This is a genomic window from Dechloromonas sp. ARDL1 (assembly GCF_051122455.1).
GTDB lineage: Bacteria > Pseudomonadota > Gammaproteobacteria > Burkholderiales > Rhodocyclaceae > Azonexus.
On sequence record NZ_CP168939.1, the window covers coordinates 3425844 to 3448764 of the forward strand.

The window sequence follows — 22921 nt, forward strand, 5'->3', positions numbered from 1 at the left end:
CGCCGATTCAATTCTCTGGCCCGGTGTCTTCCGCCAGAGCGATTGCAGCCACCAACTCCCCGTAAGCCTGGCAGGCCTCATCCACGCTGATATCGCCGACATCCTCCGATGGCTTTTGCAGCAGCCGATAGGGCACGCCCCAAGGATGCCAGCGGTAGGCCGGCGAGTTGCCGAAGAAACAGACCAAGGGTTTCCCCAACCCCGCAGCCAGATGCATCGCACCGCCATCCGACAAGACGGCATGGTCGGCCAGCGACAAACCGGCAATCAGTTCGGCCAGGGCTTCAGTACGAACCGGAGCCACCGGAAGATCGGCGATTTCGATCAACAGGCGTGCAGCCTTGCCGTCATCGCCAGGATGAAAGGGATTGTTCTCGTCGCCCGGCGACCAGAACACCAGGAAACGCACTCCATACGCTGCATGCAGGCGATGCGCCAATTCTGCAAAGCGCTCCACCGGCCAGCGCTGTTTTTCCTTGCGCGCACTCAAATGCAAGGCAACAACCGGCCCGGACGCCTGGGTGAAGGTAGCAGGAAAGCCGGCGGATATTCTTGCCGCCAGCGCCTTGTCCGCCACCACGGTCAAACCGGGGATCGGCTCCGTCACATCCAGCGGAGCAAGCAGGCGGCAGATATCTTCTGTTTCATGCAAATGTTCGCCGCCCGCATGAGCAATCGGCAGACTGAGTCCGCTGGGAGCTTCGCCCGAAACGAACCCGACGATCCGCCGAGGCTTGAGTAAACGAGCGAAACTCAAGGCACGGGCAGCAAAGCCGCCGTTGGGCAGGATCACGAAATCGAAGCGGCACTGCCGCAAACGCCAGATCAGCTTCAGCCGCTGCCAATGGGCATGCAGAATGGAAGCCCCGGCGGCATGCTTGCCCTTGGTATAGGAAAACACATCGTCGACAAAGGGATTTCCGGCGATTGCCGGCGCATTGTAGCTATTCACCAGGACGGCGATATAGGCCTCGGGGTAACGTTTCCGAATGGCTTCGAGCATCGGCGTCGTCAGCACCAGGTCGCCAATGTTATCGCGTCGGATGATCAGGAAGGACTGTCGATTCTCCATCATGATCACCTTTGCCCTGTACGCCGTCCGAGCCCGACCATTGTGCCGATCAGCAACCACATCACAATACCGGCCGGCCCCCAGAAGAAATCATCTGTCATCGACTTTGCCAAACCACCAATCAATACGGAAATAGCCGCCAAGCGCCACTTTCTCGCCACATCGTCGGCCGGCGAACTCTCTCCACCTATCCAGCGCCAGACACCGAACAAAAGGAGCAGAAAAGCTGCTAACCCGACGAATCCGGTCTGTACCACGGTATTGAACAGAACATTGTGGGTATGGTGCTTGATTACTTCGTCGGGCTCGGAATTGCCAATGGAGGAAACGTGGGCCGCCCCAACCAAGGGCAACACACGACTGCCATAACCGAAGCCAAGCAAGGGGCGCTCAGCGATGACCGGCACCCAGCTTTGCCAGAGCAGCCAGCGCGGATCGCTGGCATAACTGGCGCCGATCTGCGTAACGACAGCATTCGCAGGCGAATCGGATTGTGCCTTGGCAAAATAACTGGAATACGCCATCCCGCCCATGAACAAGAGCAGCAAGGCTCCCCCGGCCGCAAGTTGGCACTTTCGCGAAATCTGCCCGGCCAAAACCAGCCACGGCAACGCACCGACCAGCAGCGCAAACCAGAACATCCGGTTATGTCCCAGCATTCCCAGCAACATGCCAACCAGCAACAGACCGCCGCCCAGCAAAAGCATACCGCGCGTGCCAACCGACAGCGCAGCCCGGTTGACTACAAGCAAGCCCCCCCCGGCCAGCACCAGAAATACGCCCAGCGTGCTCGCCACCCCACGACCCGCATAGGCCCCACGCAGCCATGCCGGTGCAGTCGGCCAGAAACCGGTATGGACATGAAGCGCACCGAGAGCGGCCAACAGCCCTCCCAGTGCCAACACCCCAAACAACCACCCGACATGACGCCATTCGAGGCGGGATGCCACTGAGGCTGCGAGCAAGCCGGCAGCCAACGGGGAAACGACTTCTTGCAGGGCATCCACCAGGGTGACAGTCGGTGCGGGCGACCATGCGGCAGAAAGCAGCACCACCGCAAGCCACGGCAAGAACAGCAGCGCAACAGGGCGTATCCGTATCTGGCGAATGCAGTCGATTGCGCACGCCACCAAGGCCAGCAACAGAAATATACGGCGGGGTGCCGGTGCGTTGGCCAGCAAGGCAAAAACACCGAGCAGTGAAATCCCGCCCCAGGCAAACAAGGCGAAGCGCTTATCGCGGTCGGCAGAAGCGAACGACATGCAAGAACTCACGAGCGTTCGAAAAAGAACACTTTTCCGGAAGAAGAAAGAAAGTCGCAGACGAAACCCTCTGCGAGCAAACGCCCCACAATTTCACTGGTGGCCGTGTTGCCGATCACATGGGGATGCAACTCGATACACAGTTTCTTGACCCCGGTCAGGGGCATATAGGCCAACAATTCACGCTCGCCACCTTCAATATCGCAAATCAGGAAGGTCGGCTTGCACTGCGCAATGAATGCCCGCGCATCATAGCGCCGGGTCTTGACCGGTTGTGCTGAAGTACTGCGCTGATGGGTCGAGGATGAAATGAAGTCGCCCTCAACGAAAAAGGTTTCCTCCCCGTCGCCGCATCCCAGCAGGCCGCAGGTCAATGTCGGAGCGACACCGTTCAGGCGATAGGTTTCGCGTATCGTTTCCGCCATTACCGGATTGGCCTCGACCGCAAAGACACGCTCGCTGCCGATGCGCTTGGCGCAGAACGTCGAGATGAAGCCGATTCCGGCTCCGAGTTCGAGCACCACATCGTCAGCGCCCAGTTTTTTCTCGATTACCCCACGCTCATGTGCCTCGTATGGGTCCAGGTAGATTGCCCGTCGCAACGACGCTGAAATACCCCGCGCCCCAACCGGCAGGAAAACGCCGCTGTTCTCTGCCGTTTTCGGTTTGCTCAGCGCAAAACGCAGCTTGCGCAAGCGACGCATGGTACGACCGTCTTTTCTGATCACATGGGCCTCTGGGGTGAGCGATAAGGACGCCTGGCGGCGACTATCGAAAATCGTCTACACGAAAGCCAGGCACCGGGCATGGCGACAACATTATAGCGATCTACGCGCTCCGGAACGTTCGTCAGGAGTCAGCCCAACTCGGCGAGCAGACGCCCCAGTCGCGAGGCAAACGCCTCCTTGGAGAATTTCTGCATGTGCCCGACGGACCGGCGGGGGTCGAGCCAGCTATCGCCAGCACGTTGCTCGGCAATGCTCTTGAGCAGCACGGCGAATTCGGGGTAAAGCCCGTTTTGGTCATGCCGCCTGGGATCGGCGTACAACCAACCCGTTTCGCCAGGAACCACGGTTTCAGTGAATGGTGGCGCGCCCGGCGCCAGGACCGGTATGCCGCAGGCCTGCGCCTCGATAACGTTCAAGCCCAGCGCCTCGCGCTCCGGCAGGCCGGTAAGCAGTACATCGATACCGGCGTAGGCCTGGGCAACGTCGCGCTGGTGCCCCCAGAAACGCACGCGATCGCCCAGCGGCCTGAGTGCCCGCCGCAAATCGCGCACAGCGGCATAGCCGCCGGCCCCGAATATTTCCAGATTAATGTCTGGTCGACGGACCAGATGCGGTGCCAACAAGCCCATCAGCAAGGGAAACTGCTTGATCGGCGCCAGTCGCGAGACAATGCCCAAGGTCAGGCCATCACGTTTCCGGTAAGCAGCCCGGCGGCGCAGTTTGGACCAGACCGGCTCGCTCAACCCGAGCAGGCGGTCGCGAAACTTTCGCTTGTCCCATTCGAACTCGGACGCGGAAACGATGCCCAGCCCATCTCCCGACCGCTTGGTACTGGCCACCCCATAGAACGGCTCCTGCCAGGGTTCGACACCCAACCCGCGTATGGTTTCGAGAACATAGTTCGATACTCCGACCACCCGCGTACAAGCCGCATAGGCGTGGCGGCTCTCGGCATAAAAATGGTTCAGCGGCATATGGACGAAACCGATCAGAGGTCGGGTCGCCGTAATCTCGCGAGCAATCGCCTCCGGCGGTGCCGCATGGACAATCACCGGAATTCCCGGGGGCAGTTTGACCACGGCCTCCGCCCAGTCGTGCGCTTCGATCAACCGGGTCTGCGGCAAATGCATGTCGGCCCAATGCCGGGCGGCCGGATGTACGACCAGTACCGAGTTGCCCCCGAGATTGGAGGCTGCTTCAGCAAGATGGGCGGCGAAGACCTCGCCGCCTCCGAAATAGGTATGCAGCTTGATCTGGACAAACAGCGGCGTGCTCATGCCAGCCCCTTCGCAATCAACGCCTCGCTATGGGCGATATAGGTGCGTATGGTGTTTTCGGCGCGAAAACGCTCGATATGCCGCTCGGTAATCGGCGGATAGCTTTCCAGCGCCGCGCGGATGTTGGCCGCCAGTGACGGCGCATCGCCGACCGGTGACAGGTAGCGCGCCAGATCACCGGTGAGGATTTCCGACGGGCCGGTCGGACAATCGGTGCTGACCACTGGCGTGCCGAGAATCAGCGATTCGATCAACACCGTGGGCAGCCCTTCGCTGTCCGAAGACATTGCGACCAAGGCTGCCCCCTTGATCCACGGATACGGATTCTGCTCAAAGCCCTGAAAACGGACGCGCCCTGAGATACCGAGTTGGTCGGCCAGTGCCTTCATTTCCACTTCGTAACGCTCGCCTTCGGCGCCACTGACCCCACCCAGCAAGACCAGCGGCAGCGTCACGCCCGATTGGGCATAGGCACGCAATAGCAGATCCTGACGCTTGCGCGGCGTCAGGCGCGCCGGATACAGGATGTAAGGTTCGTTCGGCAGGTCGCGTGGCTCGGCAGCCCGACGGCGCAGCAGCTCGAAATCGAAAGGGTTGTAGATGGTCTTGATCGACTGCGGCTTCAACCCGACCTCGTTGACCAGCTCGTCCTGTAGCGCCTGCGACACGGTGACAAGATGCCCGCTGTAGAGGCGGCGGAATTTGTTCAGCCAGCGCAGGTGGCGAATACGCCGCTTGATCCCCCGCGTATCGCCAACCTTGGCATCGAGGAAATGCAGCAGCGAGTTGCGGTAGCGGATAAAAACCGGGCGCAAGCCAGCCATTCGCGTCAAACGATCTGAATCTTCTGCATTGGAAATGAAGAAATCGAAGGGTTTGCCGTCGGCCTCTATCTCAAGCACCAATTGCCGGATGCGCCGGGCGTACAGCCACTTGTTCAATGGTCGCCAATTAGCCAGTTTGAAGTGCTCGCTGACCAGATGGATCGGCACATTACCGGTCTGGTGCTCGATCGGCGGATGTAGCACGAAGACCCGTGCGTCGTGGCCCAGCTCGATGAATTTCTCGGCAAAATTGAGCGCCACACGCTCGGCTCCGCCCCCCATCAGCGAATCGACAAACAGGCCGACTCGTTTCTTGTTTTCCGGACTCATGCCCGCTCCCCGACCAGTTTGATGTCAGTCACTTGTTCAATGGCCCGCATAACCCGTTGATTGTCGATTTCCCACATGCAGCGCGGACGACCGCATTCGGCGACACCACGCCAGCAATGGCGCACCCACGGCAAGGGGCGCTCGAACAACAGATTCTGGTTACGACAGTCGATCTGCTCTTCCCACACCACCGCGAAAGGGCTGTCCTGCCAGAAACGGCCCGGTCCGGAAACAACGGGCGAACCCGGCCCGAAAAGCACCACGGCCGGCGTGCCGGTCAGCCGAGCCAGATGGGCCACGCCGGTATCCGGGCTGACCAGCAAGGCGGCACCGGCGATCAGGTGCCAGAGTCCGGCCACGTCGAATTGCCCGGCAAGATTGGCAAAACGCCCCTGCGGATCGGCCACCTCGGCCAAGCCTCGCTCATTGGGACCACCCGACCAAACCACCGTCAGGCCAGCCGCGCTCAAGGTATCGGCCAAAGCCAGCCAGCGCTCCGGCAGCCACAGTTTGTGCGGACTGGAGGCGCCAAGATGCAGAACGACGTATGGCTTTAGCGGCAAGGCCGGCGCGTGCGCCGGCAAAGGCGGCGCCGGCCATTCGCCAAGGGTGAACGGTGCCGGTTCCAGCCCCGGCGCCAAGCGACCTGCGATATCGCCCCAGGCTTCCGGCATGAGCGGCCAGTCGATGAATTCATCCACCGGCCAATCCTTGACACCTCCGCCACCTCCAGCGAAGGCGCTCACCCAACGTGCCCCCATGGCACGGGCGATCCATGCCCAGCGGTTATCGGCCGGTACCAGCGCCCAATCGTACGGGCCTTCCGAAATCAGTTTCCTTTGGCCATCCAGGACGCGCGGGTTGTAAGCCAGGCCACGCACGCCGTAAGGCCGGCCGGCAAAGATCGGCAGCCAGGCCGCCGGCACCAGCACATCGATTTGCGCCTCCGGGTAATCGCGGCGCAATTTCTTGAACAAGCCGGCGAGCATGATCGTGTCGCCGAGCAGCAAATGATGGGCGATAAGGATGCGCTGCGGACGGCCCGGCTTGGTCCGGCCGAATATCAGGCGCGGCAAGGCATGCGACACGACCAGAAGACGCGACCATAAACGGCTTTTCTTAGCCATGGGCGGCCTCGGCCAGCACCTTGAGTTGGCCCAGCGATTCGTCAAGGATCAACAGTTGCAGCAGTTGCTCGCCATACGATTTGTCGCCACGCCATTGCACCAGTGCCTCATGCAAGGCGGCGGCGGATAGCTGGCCCCGGGTCTGTTTTTCCAGACGCTCCGGCAAACCGTGGAACCGGCCTTGCAGCGATTGCAACAAACCGGCGACCGGCGGATTGAAACCCATTTTCTTGCGCGAGAAAAAGGCGAATTCGTCAGCCTGCGGGCAAACGCCGGCCAGTGCCTGCTTTGCGGGGTCGGTAAAGCGCTCGGCAGCGGGCATGGCGCGAACCCGACGCACGAACAGTTGGTCGAGCAGCGGCGCACGCCCTTCGAGACCGTGGGCCATGGTCAACAGGTCGCCCTTGCGCAGAATGTATTCCGGCAAGTAATTCTCGCCGTCGATGGCCAGTAACTGTTCGATCGCTGTCTGTTCGTCCAGATTCTCGGGTATTCGCCAATAATGGGCATTGATGGCAAAGGCCGGCTGCAAGGCGGCGCGCTCGCTCATGCCGATACCGGAAAAGCGCAATGGGTAGGCATCGATCCAACTCAACGATGCTTCGAGTGCGAGGCGGCCGGACTTGGCAGGGCGGACAGAGGGCGCCGGGCGCAGCACCCCGATGGCAGGCAGATGCCGCCGCCAGGCCGAGCGCAAATGCTGGCGATATCGCTTGTAGCCGGCGAACATCTCATCGCCGCCATCGCCGCACAGCACGACCTTGACGGTCTCCACCGCTGCCCGCGCCAGATACCAGGTCGGGAAGCTCGACGGGTCGGCGAACGGCTCGTCGAGATCGGCGACAATCCGCGCAAAATCGGCCACCGTATCAGCCGGCATGGCGACACGCTCGTTCTCCATGCCCAGGCGCCGGGCAATGGCGGCGGCATCGCGGCTTTCATCCATGGCCGGATTGTCGAATGCCGCGGTGAAAGTCTTGATGTTGCGATATCCCTGCTCGACCAGACGGCTGGCGATCACGGTCGAATCGATACCGCTGGAGAGAAACAGGCCGACCGGACGATCGGCTGCGGTACGCAGCGCAATCGCCCGATCAAGTTCGGCCTGCCACGTGCATTCGCTGTCGTCCAAAGGATCGGGCGACCAGTAGCGGTGCTTCTTCAGCGTACCGCTGGCGAGATCGAACTCCAGCGCATGGGCATTTTCCAGACGGCGGATATGCGTGAAAACGGTATGCGGCGCCGGGATCGTGCGGTGCGCTAGGTAGGCGTCTATGCCCGCCGGCGAGAATTCGCGCTTATCGGCCGGCAAGTAAGGCAGGACACCGCGCACCAGCGAGGCGAAAGCGAATTCGCCGCTGGCCGGATCGTGGTAGTAGACTAGGGGCTTGAGGCCCATGCGGTCACGGGCGGCAAACACCTTTCCGAGCTTGCGGTCCACTATCACCAGGGCAAACATGCCGCGCAGGCGGGGCAGGAGGCCATCCCAACCCCATTGCCGATAGGCGCGCAGGATGAATTCGGTATCCGACGTCGTGTTGAAGACGTGACCAGCGACTTGCAGTTCCGCCTTGTCAGCCTCCCAGCCGTAGACCTCGCCGTTGTAGCACAGCCAGATATCGCCATCCTCGCTGCGCATCGGCTGATCAGCCGCCGGACGCGGATCGCGGATCGACAGGCGGGCGTGCAACAGGGCGCGCTGCAGGCCACCGAACTCCGCCTGCTCGATAAAGTCTGCGTCCAGGTCGCGTACTCCGGCAACATGGAAGGCATCCGGACCGCGACGGGCAATGGCCGCGCGCATGGCATCGACAGCCTGTGCGGCGAGCGGACGGTGGCCAAAAAATCCGGCGATGCCGCACATGGATCAGCGAGCTCCGGGGCGCCCGAAACGGCGGAAAATAGCTTCCATGCGGTCGAGCATTAGGGCTTCGCCACAACGGGAAACAGCCAGTTCGCGGGCCGCCTCCCCCAGACGTGCCGCCCGCGCCGGATCGTCGAGCAGACGGGCAATGGCACCCGCCAGCGCATGGGCATCGCGCGGCGGCACGATCAGTCCGGTTTCGCCATCGAGAATGACCTCGGTCAGGCTACCGACGGGCGTGGTGACGATAGGCAGGGCGCAGGCCATGGCCTGCATCAGCGCCTGCGATACGCCTTCGTCGCCCCAGGATGGCAGGGCGAATACATCGATGGCCGGAAGCCAGCGCTCGGCATCGCTGCGATGGCCGACAAAATCGAGCTTGTCGGCGATACCCAGCAGCGCAGCACGAGCATCGAGGCGGTCGCGGTAAGGCCCGTCGCCGATGATCAGCACGCGCAAGCCGGGGCGTTGCGGCAACAGCTCGACCAGCGCATCGAACAGGACGGTGTGCCCCTTCCAGTCGCGCAGCGTGGCCAGGATGCCGATATAGGTGACGTCGGTGCGCAGGCCGAGTTCGGCACGCGCCTGCACACACGGCTGCGGACGAAAACGTTCGAGGTCGATGCCGGTCGGCACCGAGGTCAATTGCGCTGCCGGGAAGCCATTGTCGCGAATCAACTGCGCCTTGAGGGCTTCACCGGTCACCACCACATGGGCGCAACCTTTTTCGTACAACCAGCGCGTCGAGCTCGAACGATTGACCGCCGTGGACAAATGCCGGGTGCGCACGATGGGCGGCGCATCGGCCAGGGTCCGGCAAGCCAGCGCGGCCAGCCAGGAGTCAGTTGAACTGTGCGTATTGATGACATCGAAACGGTTGTCGCGAAGAAAGGCACGCATTGCCATGAGCGGCCCGAGGCGCTTCTTGCCGATAGGCAACGCCCTTACCGGCACGCCGTAATCCGGCGCCGCAGCAAAAATCTGGGCCTCGGCCGGGCAAACCAGTTCGACCTGATGACCACGCCGAATCAAACCACGCGCCTCGGTCAGGATACGGATTTCCTGGCCGCCCCAGCCGCACGAGGCTTCGGTATGTAGAATTTTCATGCTTCTTCCCGCATCGATTCGGTCTGCATTTGCAGGCTGTGCAAACGGGCATACGCACCATTCATGGCCAACAGATCGCCGTGGCGACCGGACTCCAGGATTCGCCCCTCGCCCAGCACAACAATCAGGTCGGCTTTCTCGATGGTCGACAAACGATGGGCGATGACGAGCGTGGTTCGTTTCTTCATCAGGTTTTCCAGTGCTCCCTGCACCAGGCGCTCCGATTCGTTATCGAGCGCAGAAGTCGCTTCATCGAGGATCAGGATCGGCGCATCCTTGAGAATGGCGCGTGCAATCGCCAGGCGCTGACGCTGGCCGCCGGAGAGGTTGTTGCCGTTTTCACCGATCACGGTATCGAAACCATTGGGCAAGGCGCGAATGAAATCCAGCGCGTTGGCCGCAGCAGCAGCGGCCTCGATGGCCTCAAGCGGCGCCCCGGCCATGTCGCCATAGGCAATATTGGCCGCAACACTATCGTTGAACAGCAGAACGTCCTGGCTGACATACGCGATATTGCGGCGCAGGCTATGCATGCTCAAGGTCCGCACATCGTTGCCATCGATCAGGATGGCGCCGCCATCCGGGTTGTGAAAACGCGGGACCAGCGCCGCCAGCGTCGACTTACCCCCCCCCGACTGACCGACCAGCGCGACGGTCTGGCCCGGCGCGATATCGAGGTTGATGCCGGACAGTGCATTACGTTCCGCACGCGGATAACGGAAGGTCACATCGCGGAAGAGCAGGTGTCCGGAGACATGACCGGCATCAAGCTTACCGTCGTCGCTCTCGGGTACCTCGTCGAGCAGTTGGAAAACGCTTTCAGCTGCCGCCAGTCCCCGTTGCAGCGGCGCATTGATATCGGCCAGGTGGCGCAACGGAGAAAGCAGCATCAATAGCGCGGTGATAAACGAAACGAAACTGCCCACCGTGATCTGCCCCGATGCCGACTGTACCTGCGCGACATAGATAACCACCGCCACCGCCATCGCCGCAAACATCTGGACAATCGGGTTGGTCGCCGCAGCAGCCACCGCCTGACGCATGTTCTGGCGGCGCACCTCATCATTGGTCCGGTGAAAACGCTCCGCCTCCTGCGACTCGCCGCCGAAAACCTTGATCACCCGCTCGCAATGCGCGGTTTCCTGCAGCACCTGAACCATGTGCGCGGTGCTGACCTGAGCCGCTCGGCTGGCCTTGCGCAGGCGCCCGGAAAAAGTCCGCATCGCCCACGCCACCGCCGGAATCAGCGCGAAGCAGATAAGCGTCAACTGCCAGTTCAGCCACAACAGCCAGCACAGCAGGCCGATCACGACCAAACCGTCCTTGAGCACCGTGACGATAACGTTGGTGGCCGCCGAGGCCACCCCGTTGACGTCGTAGGCGATCTTGGTCAGCGGCACGCTGGAAGCGTTTTTCTGGAAATAGCTATTGGGCAGGCGAACCATTCGGCCGTACATCTCGGCACGAATATCCGAAATGACCCGGTTCGACACCCACGAAAACCCATACGACGACAAGTAGTTGAAAACGCCGCGCAAAATGAACACGCCGACAATGCCGAGCGGAATGAGCAAGGGATTGCCAACGCCTCCGCCCTGACTGGCGAATCCCTCGTCCAGCAGCGGCTTCAACAAGGCCGGAAACATCGGCTCAGTTGCCGCCATGATGGCGGTTGCCCCCAAGGAAAGCAGGATGGCCTTCCAGTAGGGACGAACGTACTGGAGAAGGCGCAGGTAAAGCTCTCGACTGCTCGCGGATTTAGTCATGGGCGCAGGACGGTTAAACAAGCATTATACCGTTTCACCAACCCGCCTCAGAGCAGGCTCCGATAAAGCCCCAGCAATCGCTCCGACATCGCCGCCAGGCCAAGATGCCCGACTGCCGCGCGCGCAGCCTCGCGCATGCCGGCAGCCACTCCCGGCTGGGCCAGCCGGTCGAGATGCGCGCTCAAGGCCGCCACGTCGAGCGCATCGCAAACATGCCCGTTGACACCCGGTTCGATCAGCTCGGCCGCGCCGCAATGGTCGCTGACGATACACGGCAAACCGCAGGCCAACGCTTCGAGCACCGCATTCGAGAGAGGCTCGTACAGTGTTGGCAAAACGAATGCGTCGGCCGCACCGTAGTAGGGCAGCACATTCTTGATCCCGCCGGTAAAGACGACACGCTCCGCCAAACCGAGACGTTCCGCCTGCTGGCGATAGGATTCCAGCTTCTTGTCGGCGCCGACAACCACCAGATGGCTGTCCGTCGCCTGGGCGCGAGACAAGGCGGCAAGCAGCGGAGCAACCCCCTTGCGCTCGAAACCGGAGCCAACATAAACAAACAGTGGCGCGGCCTCGGGAATGCCGTGCTGCCGCCGCACCTCGGCCCGGTGCTCAAGCGCCAGCCCCGGGTGGTAGCGCTCGAGATCGATCCCGTTATAAATCACGTGCAGCTTCTGCTCGGGCACCCCGTAGAAGCGCCGAATGTCGTCGCGAACGAGCTCGGAAATACAGATCACCGCCCGCAAACGCGGATCGGCAAACATCGCCCGCTCCGCCGCCAAGGTATAGCGATGCCACGGTGACAAGGCCGTACCGATACGGCCAAGCAGGCTCTGCTGGCGACTTCGCTGCTCCAGCCAGGCGGCATGCACGCCGTCGCCGGCGCGAAAGATGTCGCACCCGGCAATCCGCTCATGCGACTGCACGAGATCGAAACGTTCGCGCGCCAGCGTCCGCTGCACGCAGCGGGCAAACGAGCGATCGCGCCCAAGGCGGCCAAGGTACGGCGGCGCACACTCGATCACCCCATGCTTGAGCTCGCCCCCCGACCATTTGCGGGTAATCAGCGTCAGCGACAAATCGTCATTCTTGCGCATCAATGCTTCCAGGGTCGTCGCAACGAAGCGCTCCGCCCCCCCGAACGGGTTATAACGCTGGCGAACCAACGCAAGCCTGATGGTCATTCCCCACCCCCGCCCGCTTGATGCAGCATCGCCTGCGCCGCCAGGAATACCTGATCGACGGGCAACGAGACCAGGCAATCGCTGACCTTGCCGCCGCCGCAGCCATCCACGCCGCAGGGGCGGCACGGATGCGCCGTGCTGGCCACGACGCGGCTATTCGCACTCCACGGCCCCCACTGCTTGTCGCCGGATGGCCCGAACAGCGCCACGGTCGGCGTACCCACCGCCGCCGCGATGTGCATGGGTGCCGAATCGACGCCGATGAACAGTTTGGCCGCCTGGGTCAGTGCCGCCAGCTCCTTCAGCGATAACTGGCCGGACAGGCTTAACGCCGGCTTGGCCAGCTTCGCCTGGATGGCATCCAGCATCTTCTTCTCATCGTTGCTCGGCGCCGCCGTCAGCACCACCGTGTGGCCCGCCGCCTGCAGCCGCTCGACCAGCGCCGCCATGCGCTCGACCGGCCAGCATTTGAAGAACCAGCGCGAAGCCGGATGAAGATGAATGAAATCCTTGCCCTGCAGGCCAAAGCCGGCCAGATGCGCCGCCACGCTTGCCTCGGCTGGAGCCCCCGGCACCAGCGTCAGACGCCGCTCATCCGCCCCCGGCTGGATGCCCAGCCGGCGCAACGCATCGAGATTGGTCTCGACCATGTGGCGCAGCGGGTTGTGCATCGCCTGAATGTGCGTGAAGCTCTGCTTCCAGCGCTTGCTCCGCCCGCGCACCGCCGGACCGACCGCCCAGCGTGGCTTCAACAGCCGGCACAGCCAGGCACCGCGCCAATGCTCGGTGAGATGGATGATCAGGTCGTAACCCCGAGCCTTCAAGGCGTTATACAGCGCCAGCTCGGCCTTGAGCTGGCCCATCGCCCCCAACTGCTTCCACTTGCGGTCGATGGTATGCACCTGCGCGATGGCCGGATGCAGCGTCACCATCTCGGCCGTATCGGCATAGACCAGCGCGTCGATCTCGGCCTGCGGCGCACGCGCCTTGAGCACCGAGAACACCGGCGAACTGACCAGCACGTCGCCGTGATGGCGCAGCTTGATGACCAGCGCCCGACGGATTTCGCCGACCGGGATGGCGTCGCGCAAGGGATTGAAGTTTTCCATGGCCGGCATTCTACTAGCTCGCGGCCTTGTAGCCATTCACGCCGCTTCAGCGCGGCACATCGACCACCGTGCACGAACCGTAGGCAAAGTTCAGTTCCGTCCAGCGTTCCGGCGGCAGCCCCTGCCAGTGGGCGAGCAAGGTGCGGATCACCCCGGCATGGGTGACGATCACCGCCTCCGGCACGTCCAGCGACGCCACGAAATCGAGCGCCCGCCGCTGCAAATCGCGCGGCGACTCCCCGCCCGGCGGCGTATACCCAGCCACATCGGCCGCCCAGGCATCGAGTTCGGCGCGCGGAATATCCTCCCAGCGCTGGCCCTCCCAATCACCGAAATGCATCTCGGCGAGGCGGTGGTCGATGATGGGTTGCGGGTGAAGTTTTGCGGCTAGGGCGCGGCAGCGGATCAGGGGGCTGGTCCACACTGGCAGTCCGGCCGGTAGCTTAGCCAGCAGCATGGCGGCCGCCGAAACCGCATTTTCCGCCGGACAATCGACCCGGCCATAGCAGATACCGGTATCGATCAAGGGCGTGGGATGGCGGATTAGGTGGAGGTGCATCGAAGTAATTTACAAACTATTGAGTCGGTTTTCGCCCCAATACCGACGGTCAAGCCTTTGGGAAACTGACCTTCAACTAAATATGTCTCATCAAAATAGACCAAAGAAGGGTGGCGACAATGCCGAATATGCTGATTGCTACCATCCAATTGATCTTGCTTATGGTGCGCCGACGTTCCGAATTTACGGTACCCATATCCTGACGAAATTGTTCCACTTCCTTAAGTGCCTTTTCAGGGTTGCTGAGAATGCCACCTGCGGATGAATTTGGGTCTTTATAGTGATCGAGAAATTCATGAACTCGCCGGGCAGCCTGATTAAACTCATTTGAGAACATCGGGTTCCATTCATGGCTCATGCCAGTATTTTGTTGCCAAAGGAGCCTAGCGATTGCGTAAACAGTCTCTGGCTCTTCACTTGCCCCATTCAACGGTATGGGAATTACTTTTCGTTTTAGAACGCCAAGCCCAAAAACAGCCAATACCCTATCCGTCCAATGGATGTGGCCAACTCCTTTGGCGTAGTTCTCAACTTGAAAATTCAGCGTATTAGTTGTAGTGCCTCGAAGCGTGATCTGTTGAAGATTTATTCCACCAACTTCGCACCATGGAACAATTCCGTGTAATGGCGTTTGAAAGCCACGGATACTGAGCACCAGAGCTGGTTTTCCCATGCCGGGGAATATTCGAAATAAAGCAAGAAAAACAAATGTGGCCAATAAGACGCTACCAACAAACATTCCCCATCTGGGTTCGGCGGCAGAAGCGGAAGAGTAAGCAAACAAAACGCTCGCGATTAGCATTAGAAATGTAATCAGAACATTTGTGCTGCTGGTTTTCACCTCCAGGGATTTTCCATTTTCCCAAGGAGCTTTCGCCAGAGCTTCGACCCGAAATTTTATTTCCTTGGCATGTTTCTCTTGGAGTAATTTCTCTCGACGCTTATCTAAAGAGTACGCAAAATAGCTAATGGCAGCTCCGGCAAGCCCAATTGCCAACATAGCGGGATACTCGCGTGCTAAGGCTATCCCTATCCCGAGCAATAACAATCCGATGACAGCTAAGAGAAGCGCGAAAAATTTGATCATATACAGGACATTGCTTACGGGTTGGGTAGCCGCAAAAGTTGAGGTTACAGATTGATACCAAAGTCATGCATTAAATCACATGGGATACCAACTGCTTTTCTTCTCGTTCGAGTTAATTGTGGCTGTCTGCCGTGAAGCAGACTTCTGGATGGCTGATTGTGGCCGAATCTCGACATCCGCTATACAACGGCGTTAAGACGCAAACGCCACCCAGTTCGCCACCAAACCCAGATAAAACCCGATCTCGGCCACCTGCTGCACCGCCCCCAGGCAGTCCCCGGTATACCCCCCCAGCCAGCGCCGGAATTTCCCGACCAGCCATAGCGTCGCCACGGCAGCCAACGCAACACCGGCCAGCACTTTCCACCACGGCAACAACACCAGCGGCGCTGCGGCGAAACACAACGCGACGAGCAGATTGCCGCCGGACATCCGCGTCGCCAGCGGTCTGGCCTTGCTCGACGCGTCTTCGCGCACGTAGTCCATGGTCGCCAGCAGCATCGTCGCGCAGAAGCGGGAGACGGCGTGGCCGGCAAGCAGGGCGACGGGGACCAGCGCCGGGTCGAGCGACGTGAGCAGCACGAACTTGCCGAGCAAGGCCAGCACCAGCGCGACGACGCCGTAGCTGCCGACGCGGGAGTCCTTCATGATGTCGAGGATGCGTTGTTTTTCCCAGCCGCCGCCGAGGCCGTCGGCGGTGTCCGACAAGCCGTCTTCGTGGAAGGCTCCGGTCGCGTACAGCGTCGCCGCCATCGACAGCAGGACGGCGACAGACTGAGGCCACAGGTGCAGGGCCAGCCAATAGACGAGCGCGCCGATGCCACCGACCAGCAGGCCGACAGCCGGGAAGTAGCGGGCCGAGTGGTTGAGCGCCTCGGCCGAATGCCCGACCCAGCCGGGTACCGGCAGCCGCGTGAAGAAGCGGATGGCACCGAAGAAATATTCCAGTTCGCGACGGATCATGTTGCAGCCCTCGATTCCCGCCCACGCCTCAGGCAAGCCTTGAGACGGGCGGGGGTTTGCCTGGGTAAGCGGCTTATTCCTTGTCCGAGACGCCGGCCGATTCGAAGCTGGCCATCTCGTTGAGGAAATTCACCGCCGCCTGGACCAGCGGGTAGGCCAGCGCGGCGCCGGTGCCTTCGCCGAGGCGCAGGCCGAGATCGAGCAGCGGTTCGGCGCCCATGGCGAGCAGTTGCGTGCGGTGGCCGGCTTCGGCGGAGCGGTGACAGAAGACGCAGTAGTCGAGCAGGGCCTGGGCGAGGCGCGAGGCGACGAGCGCCGCCGAGCCGACGATGAAGCCGTCGATGAGCAGGACCATCTTCGCTTCGGCAGCAGCGAGCATGGCGCCGACCATGGTGGCGATCTCGAAGCCGCCGAATTCGGCGAGCACGGCGAACGGATCGTTGTCGCCGCCGCCGTTGCGGTAGCGCAGCAGCGCCTGTTCGAGCAGGTCCTGCTTGCGGGCGAGGCCGGCGTCATCCAGACCGGTACCGCGCCCGACGCATTCGGCCAACGGCAGGCCGGTCAGGCAGTGGGTGAGCAGCGAGGCGGAGGCGGTGTTGCCGATGCCCATTTCACCGAAGCCGACGACGTTGCAGCCGGCCGCTGCCAATCCGAGGACGATGCCGGCGCCCTGCTCGATGGCTTGGGCGCACTGGGCGACGGTCATCGCCGGTTGCTCGATGTAGTTGGCGGTACCCGGTGCGATCTTCAGATCGATGAGCCCTTCGCGCTCGCCGCCGAAATCGTGCGCCACGCCGGCATCGACCACCGACAGCCCGAAGCCGTTCTGGCGGGCGAAGACGTTGATCGCCGCGCCGCCGGCCAGGAAGTTCTCGACCATCTGCCAGGTCACGTCCTGCGGGTAGGCCGACACGCCGGCCTTGGCAGCACCATGATCGCCGGCGAAGACGAGCATCTGCGGGTTGTTCAGGCTGGGGGTCAGCGTCTGCTGGATCAGACCGATTTTCTTGGCCGTCTTTTCGAGCAGGCCGAGCGCGCCGAGCGGCTTGGTCTTGCGGTCGATCTTGTGCTGCAGGGCGGTGTCGATGTCGCGGTTCGGGGCCGCGATGTTGAACTGGTGGTCAAACGAATGCATCCGATTCTCCAAAAGCAAAAGGGCCTCGCGGCGACGTTGTCCAAACGCTGCCGCGAAGCCCTGTCCACAGGCTTCCATTTTCAAGAAACGCCAACAACATGAAGCGAAGCGTTCCTGGCTAGGCGCGCCGCTGAAGGCAGTACAAAAAGTACGGCAAGGCAGCACAACGACGCCAGGATCATTTTGTTGGCGTTTTCGACACGTCTTCTGGCTCTCGGATCGTCCGTTCGCCGCGCCTTCCCGCCGGGTCTGTTTCCCCTTGGCAGTGACATCTTGCAGCGACCGTCCCCGATTACAGCGGCGGGCCCGCCCCGGAATTGAGTCCAACTCGCACCGGGTTCCGTATTGTCGAAGCGGCGATTATAGCGGTTGCCGCCCTGCCCGCCTTCACCCACAATGCCGCCCATGAAAGAACTGATCCTCGGCGGCGCGCGCTCGGGCAAAAGCCTGCTCGCTGAAAAGCGCGCCCAAGCATCCGGACTCAAGGTCATCTACCTTGCCACCGCCCAGGCCCTGGACGGCGAGATGGCACGCCGCGTCGCCCACCATCGCGAACGGCGACCGGCCGAATGGGGCTGCGTCGAGGAAACCCTGCACCTGACCGACCGCCTGCACGACCTGGCCGCGCCGGATACCTGCATCCTGGTCGATTGCCTGACGCTGTGGCTGTCCAACCTGCTGTTTGCCGGAAAGGCCGCCGCGCAGGCCGAAGCCGGCGAGGCCATCGACTGCCCGCTGTTCCGCACGCAGACCGCAAACCTGATCGAAGCGCTACCAACGCTGCCGGGGCACATCATCCTCGTGTCGAACGAAGTCGGCTGGGGCATCGTGCCCATGCACCCGGTTTCCCGCCTGTTTGCCGACGAACAAGGCCGTTTGAACCAGCGCGTCGCCGCCGTCTGCGACCAGGTAACGCTGGTCAGCGCCGGACTGCCGCTGCAGCTGAAACCCCGCTGAGATACCGGCTTGTACCGCCGGTCACCCGACCGGCGGCAACGGTTCCCTCCTCCCGCCGGCCGGCGTATGCTTGCGCGCAAAGGGACAACCGCCATCGGCAATATAACGATATGCAAAAGCTGCTCGACATTCTGGCGTCAGGCATCCACGACGCAAAAAATCAGCTGTTCCAGGCCGAGTCGACGCTGATCGAGGCGGAAAGCAAACACGGCATCGATCTCGGCGAAGCGCGCTACGCCATCGAGGCCGCTGCCCAGCGCCTGTCGCGCACGCTGACCGCCTACCGGCTCGGGCGCCACGACCAGGCGCTGGCCGTCGTGCCGACCGTGGTCTGCGACCTTTGCGACGAGGTTGCCCTGGCCCAGCGCCATCACCTTGCCGCCGCGCAGATCCGGCTCGAAATCGACTGCCAGGCCTTCGACGAATGGCCGCTCGACCGCGACCTGCTGACCGACATTCTCAACAATGCTGTCCAGAACGCCGGGCGTTTCGCCAAGAGTTGCGTCCGCCTCAGCGCGGCGATGGACAACGGCGGCTTGCTGCTGCGCGTCGAGGATGACGGCCCGGGCTACGCGGAACTGCCACCGGCCGGCGGCACCGGGCTCAAGCTGGCCAAGACGCTGGCCGCCCTGCATGCGCGCAAGGAGCGGCACGGCCACCTGCATCTGGACAACGGCGGTCCGCTTGGCGGTGCTCGCTTCACGTTGTGGCTGCCATGAGCAACCTCTACGCCAAGAAACGCTTCCTGGTCGTCGACGACATGCCGACGGCCCGCGATGCCCTGCGCACGGTCGCGCAGAACATCGGCGCCTTTTCGGTCGAGTTCGCCGCCAATTATCAGGACGCGCTCTATCGCATCCGCAACAATACGCCGGACGTGATCCTGTGCGACTACATGCTGGGCGAAGGCCGCTCCGGCCAGCAACTGCTGGAGGAACTGCGCCGCTTCAACCTGCTCGCCGACGAAAACATCTTCATGATGGTGACCGGCGAGCAGTCTTACGAGCAGGTCGTTTCGGCCGTCGAACTGGTGCCGGACGACTACATCATCAAGCCTTTCTCGCCGGAGAAACTGCTCCTGCGCCTGGACCGCATCGTCGCCAAGAAAGAGTTCTTCAAGGATTACTACCAGGCCAAGCGCAAGCAGGAATATGCCGAGGCGCTGGCCATGCTCGCCCAGAAGCGCGACAGCGAGGCGGGCCGCCCCTATCGCTTCGAGATTCTCCGCCAGCAGGCGGAAACGGAAATGGCCAGCGGCGATGCCAAGACCGCCGAAGAGACCTACCGCGCCATCCTCAACAACTACGAATTTCCCTGGGCCCGCGCCGGCGTGGCGCGCAGCCTGCACAAGCAGGAGCGCCTGAGCGAGGCACGCGAGGAAATCGAGCGCGTGGTCAGCAACACGCCAACGTTCTTCGATGCCGCCGATCTCAAGGCCAGCATCTGCATGGCCCAAGGCGAAGCCGAAGAGGCGCAGCGCGTACTCGACGAGGTAGCCAAGAAGACCCCGCGCAACTACTTGCGCAAGCGCCTGCTGGCCGAAGCCGCGACCCTCAATGGCGACGATGAGGCTGCGCGCGCCGCGATGGCCGACGTCATCGCCAACGACACCATGCCCGGCGCCGTACAGCCGGAAGACCGGCTCGCCCTGGCGCGCAGCCAGGTCAACGCCAACGACCTGATATCGGCGGAAAAAACGCTGGTCGGCCTGAAGGAGTCGGAACTGCAGAACCTGACACTCGATCTGCAGGCCAGCTATGCGGCGCTGCTGGCGATCTCTTCGCCCGGCAAAGGCAAGCCGCGCTTTGCCGGCCTGCGCCCGGCGCTGATGTCGGCCGCACTGGAATCCACGCCGCGCCTGGACATCCTGCGCGCCGCGCTGACGCTAAGCGACCATGAGTTGGCCGACCATCAGGCCGAAACCCTGATGGAGGCCGACGACGCCAAGAAGACCTTTGGCAGCACGCGCAAGCTCTACGCCCTGCACGGACGGGAAATGGATTTCCGCAACATCCAGAAGCAGGTCGCGCTCAAGCGCATCAAGCACGAGACACCCGCCGCCTGAACGGCGGCACCCTTCAGCGCGGCAGCCAGGGGGCCAGCTTCGACCAGTCGAGCGCCGCCTCAACCGAATCGGCCAGCCGATCCAGATCGGCCTCGCGCCGGGCGGCGAAATCGACGGATTGACTTTCGGTCATGCCGGCCCAGGCGAGCAGGGCGCCGAGTGCTTCCGGATGGTCGAACACGCCGTGGCAATAGGTGCCGAGTACCTGGCCGTCATCGGAAATGGCGCCATCTTGCCGGCCATCGGCCAGTTCGACGGCGGCAGCAGCCAGCCCCGCGCCGCGCGTCACGCCGAGATGGATTTCGTAGCCGGTCATGGCCGGATTTCCGGGCAGGGCCAGGCGACCGCTCACGTTGCGCAACTGCTTTTCGCTTTCCAGCGTCGTTTCAACGTCGAGTACCGCGAGGCCCGGCGTGCTGCCGGCCCCTCCCTCCAGGCCAAGCGGGTCGTGAATCGTCCGGCCGAGCATCTGGTAGCCGCCGCACAGACCGATGACCTTGCCGCCATAACGCAGGTGCTTGCGGATCGCCCGATCCCAGCCCTGCGTGCGCAGCCAGTCGATGTCGGCCCGCACCGCCTTGGAGCCGGGCAAGACGATCAGGTCGGCCGCCGGCGGCGCTTCGCCCGGCCCGACCCAGCGGAAGTCGACTTCCGGATGCAGGCGCAGCGGGTCGAGATCGTTGTGGTTCGAGGTACGCGGATAAGCGGGCGCAACGACCTTCAGTTTCGCGCCGCGCTTGTCGCCGATGGCTGACGTGGCAATAGCGTCCTCGGCGTCGAGCATCAAGCCGTGCAGGTAGGGCAGGACGCCGAGCACCGGCTTGCCGGTACGCTCCTCCAGCCAGGTCAGGCCGGATTCGAGCAGGCTGATGTCGCCGCGAAAGCGGTTGATGACGAAACCGACGACCCGGTTCTGCTCGGATGGCGACAACAGTTCGAGCGTGCCGACCAGATGGGCGAACACGCCCCCCCGGTCGATGTCGGCGACGATGATCACCGGACAATCCACCGCCTCGGCGAAGCCCATGTTGGCAATATCGCGGGCGCGCAGGTTGATCTCGGCCGGGGAGCCGGCGCCTTCGACCAGCACGCAGTCGTAGCCTGCCATCAGGCGCTCCCAGGATTCGAGCACGGCCTTCATCGCCCGCGGCTTGTATTCCTGATAGTCGCGCGCGTTCAGGTCGGCCGCCACCTTGCCGTGGATAACGACCTGCGCCTTCTTGTCGGTGGTCGGCTTCAACAGCACCGGGTTGAAATCGGTATGCGGCGCCAATCCGCAGGCCAGCGCCTGCAGCGCCTGCGCCCGACCGATCTCGCCCCCGTCGACGGTCACCGCCGAATTGAGGGCCATGTTCTGCGGCTTGAACGGCGCGACGCGCACGCCCCGGCGCTTGAGAATGCGGCATAGCGCAGCGACCAGCGTGGATTTTCCGGCATCGGAAGTGGTCCCCTGGACCATCAGGGCAGAACGGAGCATGGCGAGCCAAATAGACAAAAACGTGGATTATCGCGGAAATGGGATGGGCTGGACCGGCAATACGCGATAAAGCGCGCGGTGCGCCACGGCGATAAAATCCCGAATCGACGGCGGTGCGACGATCCGCACCGGCAGCCCCGTTCAAAAACCGAAAACCATGACGACCGCCATCTCAAACCTCGCCACCTTGATCCGTTCGATGGAACCGGTGCTCCATGCCGGCACCTATGCCTACTGCGTCGTTCCGCACGGCAGCGACATGGCGGGTCTCAAGCCCGTGGCGACGATTGTCGAGAGCGAAGGCATCACGGTGATCCTGCCCGAGGAACAGGCCGTCGAAGCCGGGCTGGCCATTGTGTTTCGCGCGGCATGGATCACCCTGACGGTTCATTCGGACCTCCAGGCTGTCGGCCTGACTGCGGCCTTTGCCGGCGCGCTGGGGCAGGCGGACATCAGCTGCAACGTGGTTGCCGGCACCTTTCACGACCACCTCTTCGTTCCGGTCGAGCGCGGAGAGCAGGCACTGGCCACGCTGATCATGCTGCAGCAGGGCATTGCGATCCGGCCTGCCGCGATACCGGCCGATCTTGAGGCAGTGACCGCCATCTTCCGGGAATACGTCGCCAGCCCGACGGTCAGTCTGGCGTACCAGGACTACGCAGCGGAATTCGCCGACTTGCCCGGAAAATACGCCGAACCCGATGGCCGCATCCTCCTCGCCTGGCACGATGGCGCGGTCGTCGGCTGCGCCGCGCTGCGTCGGGTCGATGGCCGGCGCTGCGAATTGAAACGGGTATACGTCCGCCCCGCCGCCCGAGGTCGCCACATCGGCCGGATGCTGGTCGAACGGATGATCGACGAAGCGAAGAAGGCCGCTTATGCGACGATGTGCCTCGATGTGCTGCCCGAGTTCGCGGCCGCGCGACAATTGTATGAAACGCTGGGCTTCGCGCCGGCGCCGCCGGTCAGCTACAACCCCGTTCCCGGCACCGCCTTCCTCGCTCTCGACCTGTCGTAAGACCGCCGTC

Annotated in this window: 20 protein-coding genes and 1 riboswitch; of the genes, 4 read left to right on the forward strand and 16 right to left on the reverse strand. The window is 62.6% G+C overall.

Features of this window, described 5'->3' with window-relative positions:
- Positions 1-7: 7 nt before the first annotated feature.
- The 15 genes from AB6Q56_RS17015 to cobT all read right to left on the reverse strand — a co-directional run bounded on the left by AB6Q56_RS17015 (position 8) and on the right by cobT (position 17394).
- Positions 8-1075, reverse strand: a complete 1068-nt coding sequence (locus tag AB6Q56_RS17015) for a glycosyltransferase family 9 protein (RefSeq protein WP_434514238.1) — start codon at positions 1073-1075, stop codon at positions 8-10.
- A gap of 2 nt (positions 1076-1077) precedes the next feature.
- The gene (locus AB6Q56_RS17020) at positions 1078-2334 is read right to left on the reverse strand and encodes an O-antigen ligase family protein (RefSeq protein ID WP_434514239.1); all 1257 of its coding nucleotides are present in this window, start codon (positions 2332-2334) and stop codon (positions 1078-1080) included.
- Positions 2335-2342: 8 nt separating this feature from the next.
- A complete protein-coding gene (locus AB6Q56_RS17025; protein WP_434514240.1) occupies positions 2343-3062 on the reverse strand; it encodes an FkbM family methyltransferase in 720 nt (239 codons plus the stop codon).
- Positions 3063-3190: 128 nt separating this feature from the next.
- A complete protein-coding gene (locus tag AB6Q56_RS17030) occupies positions 3191-4339 on the reverse strand; it encodes a glycosyltransferase family 4 protein (protein WP_434514241.1) in 1149 nt (382 codons plus the stop codon).
- Positions 4336-5493: a glycosyltransferase gene (locus AB6Q56_RS17035; protein ID WP_434514242.1), complete on the reverse strand. Its 1158-nt coding sequence runs from the start codon at positions 5491-5493 to the stop codon at positions 4336-4338. Before AB6Q56_RS17035 ends, AB6Q56_RS17030 begins: the two co-directional genes overlap by 4 nt.
- Positions 5490-6620 carry a glycosyltransferase family 9 protein gene (locus AB6Q56_RS17040; RefSeq protein WP_434514243.1) on the reverse strand — a complete coding sequence of 377 codons (1131 nt, stop codon included), beginning with the start codon at positions 6618-6620 and terminating at the stop codon, positions 5490-5492. The genes AB6Q56_RS17035 and AB6Q56_RS17040 overlap by 4 nt, the downstream gene beginning before the upstream one ends.
- The gene (gene asnB / locus AB6Q56_RS17045) at positions 6613-8484 is read right to left on the reverse strand and encodes an asparagine synthase (glutamine-hydrolyzing) (protein WP_434514244.1); all 1872 of its coding nucleotides are present in this window, start codon (positions 8482-8484) and stop codon (positions 6613-6615) included. The genes AB6Q56_RS17040 and asnB overlap by 8 nt, the downstream gene beginning before the upstream one ends.
- 3 nt (positions 8485-8487) lie before the next feature.
- Positions 8488-9591, reverse strand: coding sequence for a glycosyltransferase family 4 protein (locus AB6Q56_RS17050; protein WP_434514245.1), 1104 nt, complete (start codon positions 9589-9591; stop codon positions 8488-8490).
- Complete coding sequence (msbA, locus tag AB6Q56_RS17055) at positions 9588-11357, reverse strand: lipid A export permease/ATP-binding protein MsbA (protein WP_434514246.1); 1770 nt, start codon at positions 11355-11357, stop codon at positions 9588-9590. Before msbA ends, AB6Q56_RS17050 begins: the two co-directional genes overlap by 4 nt.
- Positions 11358-11404: 47 nt before the next feature.
- Positions 11405-12541, reverse strand: a complete 1137-nt coding sequence (locus AB6Q56_RS17060) for a glycosyltransferase family 4 protein (protein WP_434514247.1) — start codon at positions 12539-12541, stop codon at positions 11405-11407.
- Positions 12538-13650 carry a putative lipopolysaccharide heptosyltransferase III gene (rfaQ, locus tag AB6Q56_RS17065; protein WP_434514248.1) on the reverse strand — a complete coding sequence of 371 codons (1113 nt, stop codon included), beginning with the start codon at positions 13648-13650 and terminating at the stop codon, positions 12538-12540. Before rfaQ ends, AB6Q56_RS17060 begins: the two co-directional genes overlap by 4 nt.
- 46 nt (positions 13651-13696) lie before the next feature.
- A complete protein-coding gene (gene cobC, locus AB6Q56_RS17070; protein WP_434514249.1) occupies positions 13697-14209 on the reverse strand; it encodes an alpha-ribazole phosphatase family protein in 513 nt (170 codons plus the stop codon).
- A 76-nt stretch (positions 14210-14285) separates the two neighbouring features.
- Entirely contained in the window at positions 14286-15296 is a 1011-nt protein-coding gene (locus tag AB6Q56_RS17075) for a hypothetical protein (RefSeq protein ID WP_434514250.1), read from the reverse strand.
- Positions 15297-15488: 192 nt separating this feature from the next.
- Positions 15489-16259, reverse strand: coding sequence for an adenosylcobinamide-GDP ribazoletransferase (locus tag AB6Q56_RS17080; RefSeq protein ID WP_434514251.1), 771 nt, complete (start codon positions 16257-16259; stop codon positions 15489-15491).
- Between the two features lie 73 nt (positions 16260-16332).
- A complete protein-coding gene (gene cobT, locus AB6Q56_RS17085) occupies positions 16333-17394 on the reverse strand; it encodes a nicotinate-nucleotide--dimethylbenzimidazole phosphoribosyltransferase (protein ID WP_434514252.1) in 1062 nt (353 codons plus the stop codon).
- 180 nt (positions 17395-17574) lie between these two features.
- A riboswitch (cobalamin riboswitch) is annotated at positions 17575-17804 on the reverse strand.
- Between cobT and cobU the strand changes: the two genes are divergently transcribed.
- From cobU to AB6Q56_RS17100, 3 genes are all read left to right on the forward strand, one after another.
- Positions 17791-18351 (forward strand): bifunctional adenosylcobinamide kinase/adenosylcobinamide-phosphate guanylyltransferase, encoded by a 561-nt coding sequence (gene cobU / locus AB6Q56_RS17090; RefSeq protein ID WP_434514253.1) that lies wholly within the window; start codon positions 17791-17793, stop codon positions 18349-18351. Its footprint overlaps the riboswitch before it by 14 nt.
- 110 nt (positions 18352-18461) lie before the next feature.
- Positions 18462-19070 carry a sensor histidine kinase gene (locus tag AB6Q56_RS17095; protein WP_434514254.1) on the forward strand — a complete coding sequence of 203 codons (609 nt, stop codon included), beginning with the start codon at positions 18462-18464 and terminating at the stop codon, positions 19068-19070.
- Positions 19067-20416, forward strand: coding sequence for a response regulator (locus tag AB6Q56_RS17100; protein ID WP_434514255.1), 1350 nt, complete (start codon positions 19067-19069; stop codon positions 20414-20416). The genes AB6Q56_RS17095 and AB6Q56_RS17100 overlap by 4 nt, the downstream gene beginning before the upstream one ends.
- Positions 20417-20429: 13 nt before the next feature.
- On the opposite strand, the gene AB6Q56_RS17105 is transcribed toward AB6Q56_RS17100, so the two are convergent.
- Positions 20430-21893, reverse strand: coding sequence for a cobyric acid synthase (locus tag AB6Q56_RS17105; protein ID WP_434514256.1), 1464 nt, complete (start codon positions 21891-21893; stop codon positions 20430-20432).
- Between the two features lie 157 nt (positions 21894-22050).
- On the opposite strand from AB6Q56_RS17105, the gene AB6Q56_RS17110 reads away from it, so the two are divergent.
- Positions 22051-22911, forward strand: coding sequence for an ACT domain-containing protein (locus tag AB6Q56_RS17110; RefSeq protein WP_434514257.1), 861 nt, complete (start codon positions 22051-22053; stop codon positions 22909-22911).
- Positions 22912-22921: the final 10 nt, after the last annotated feature.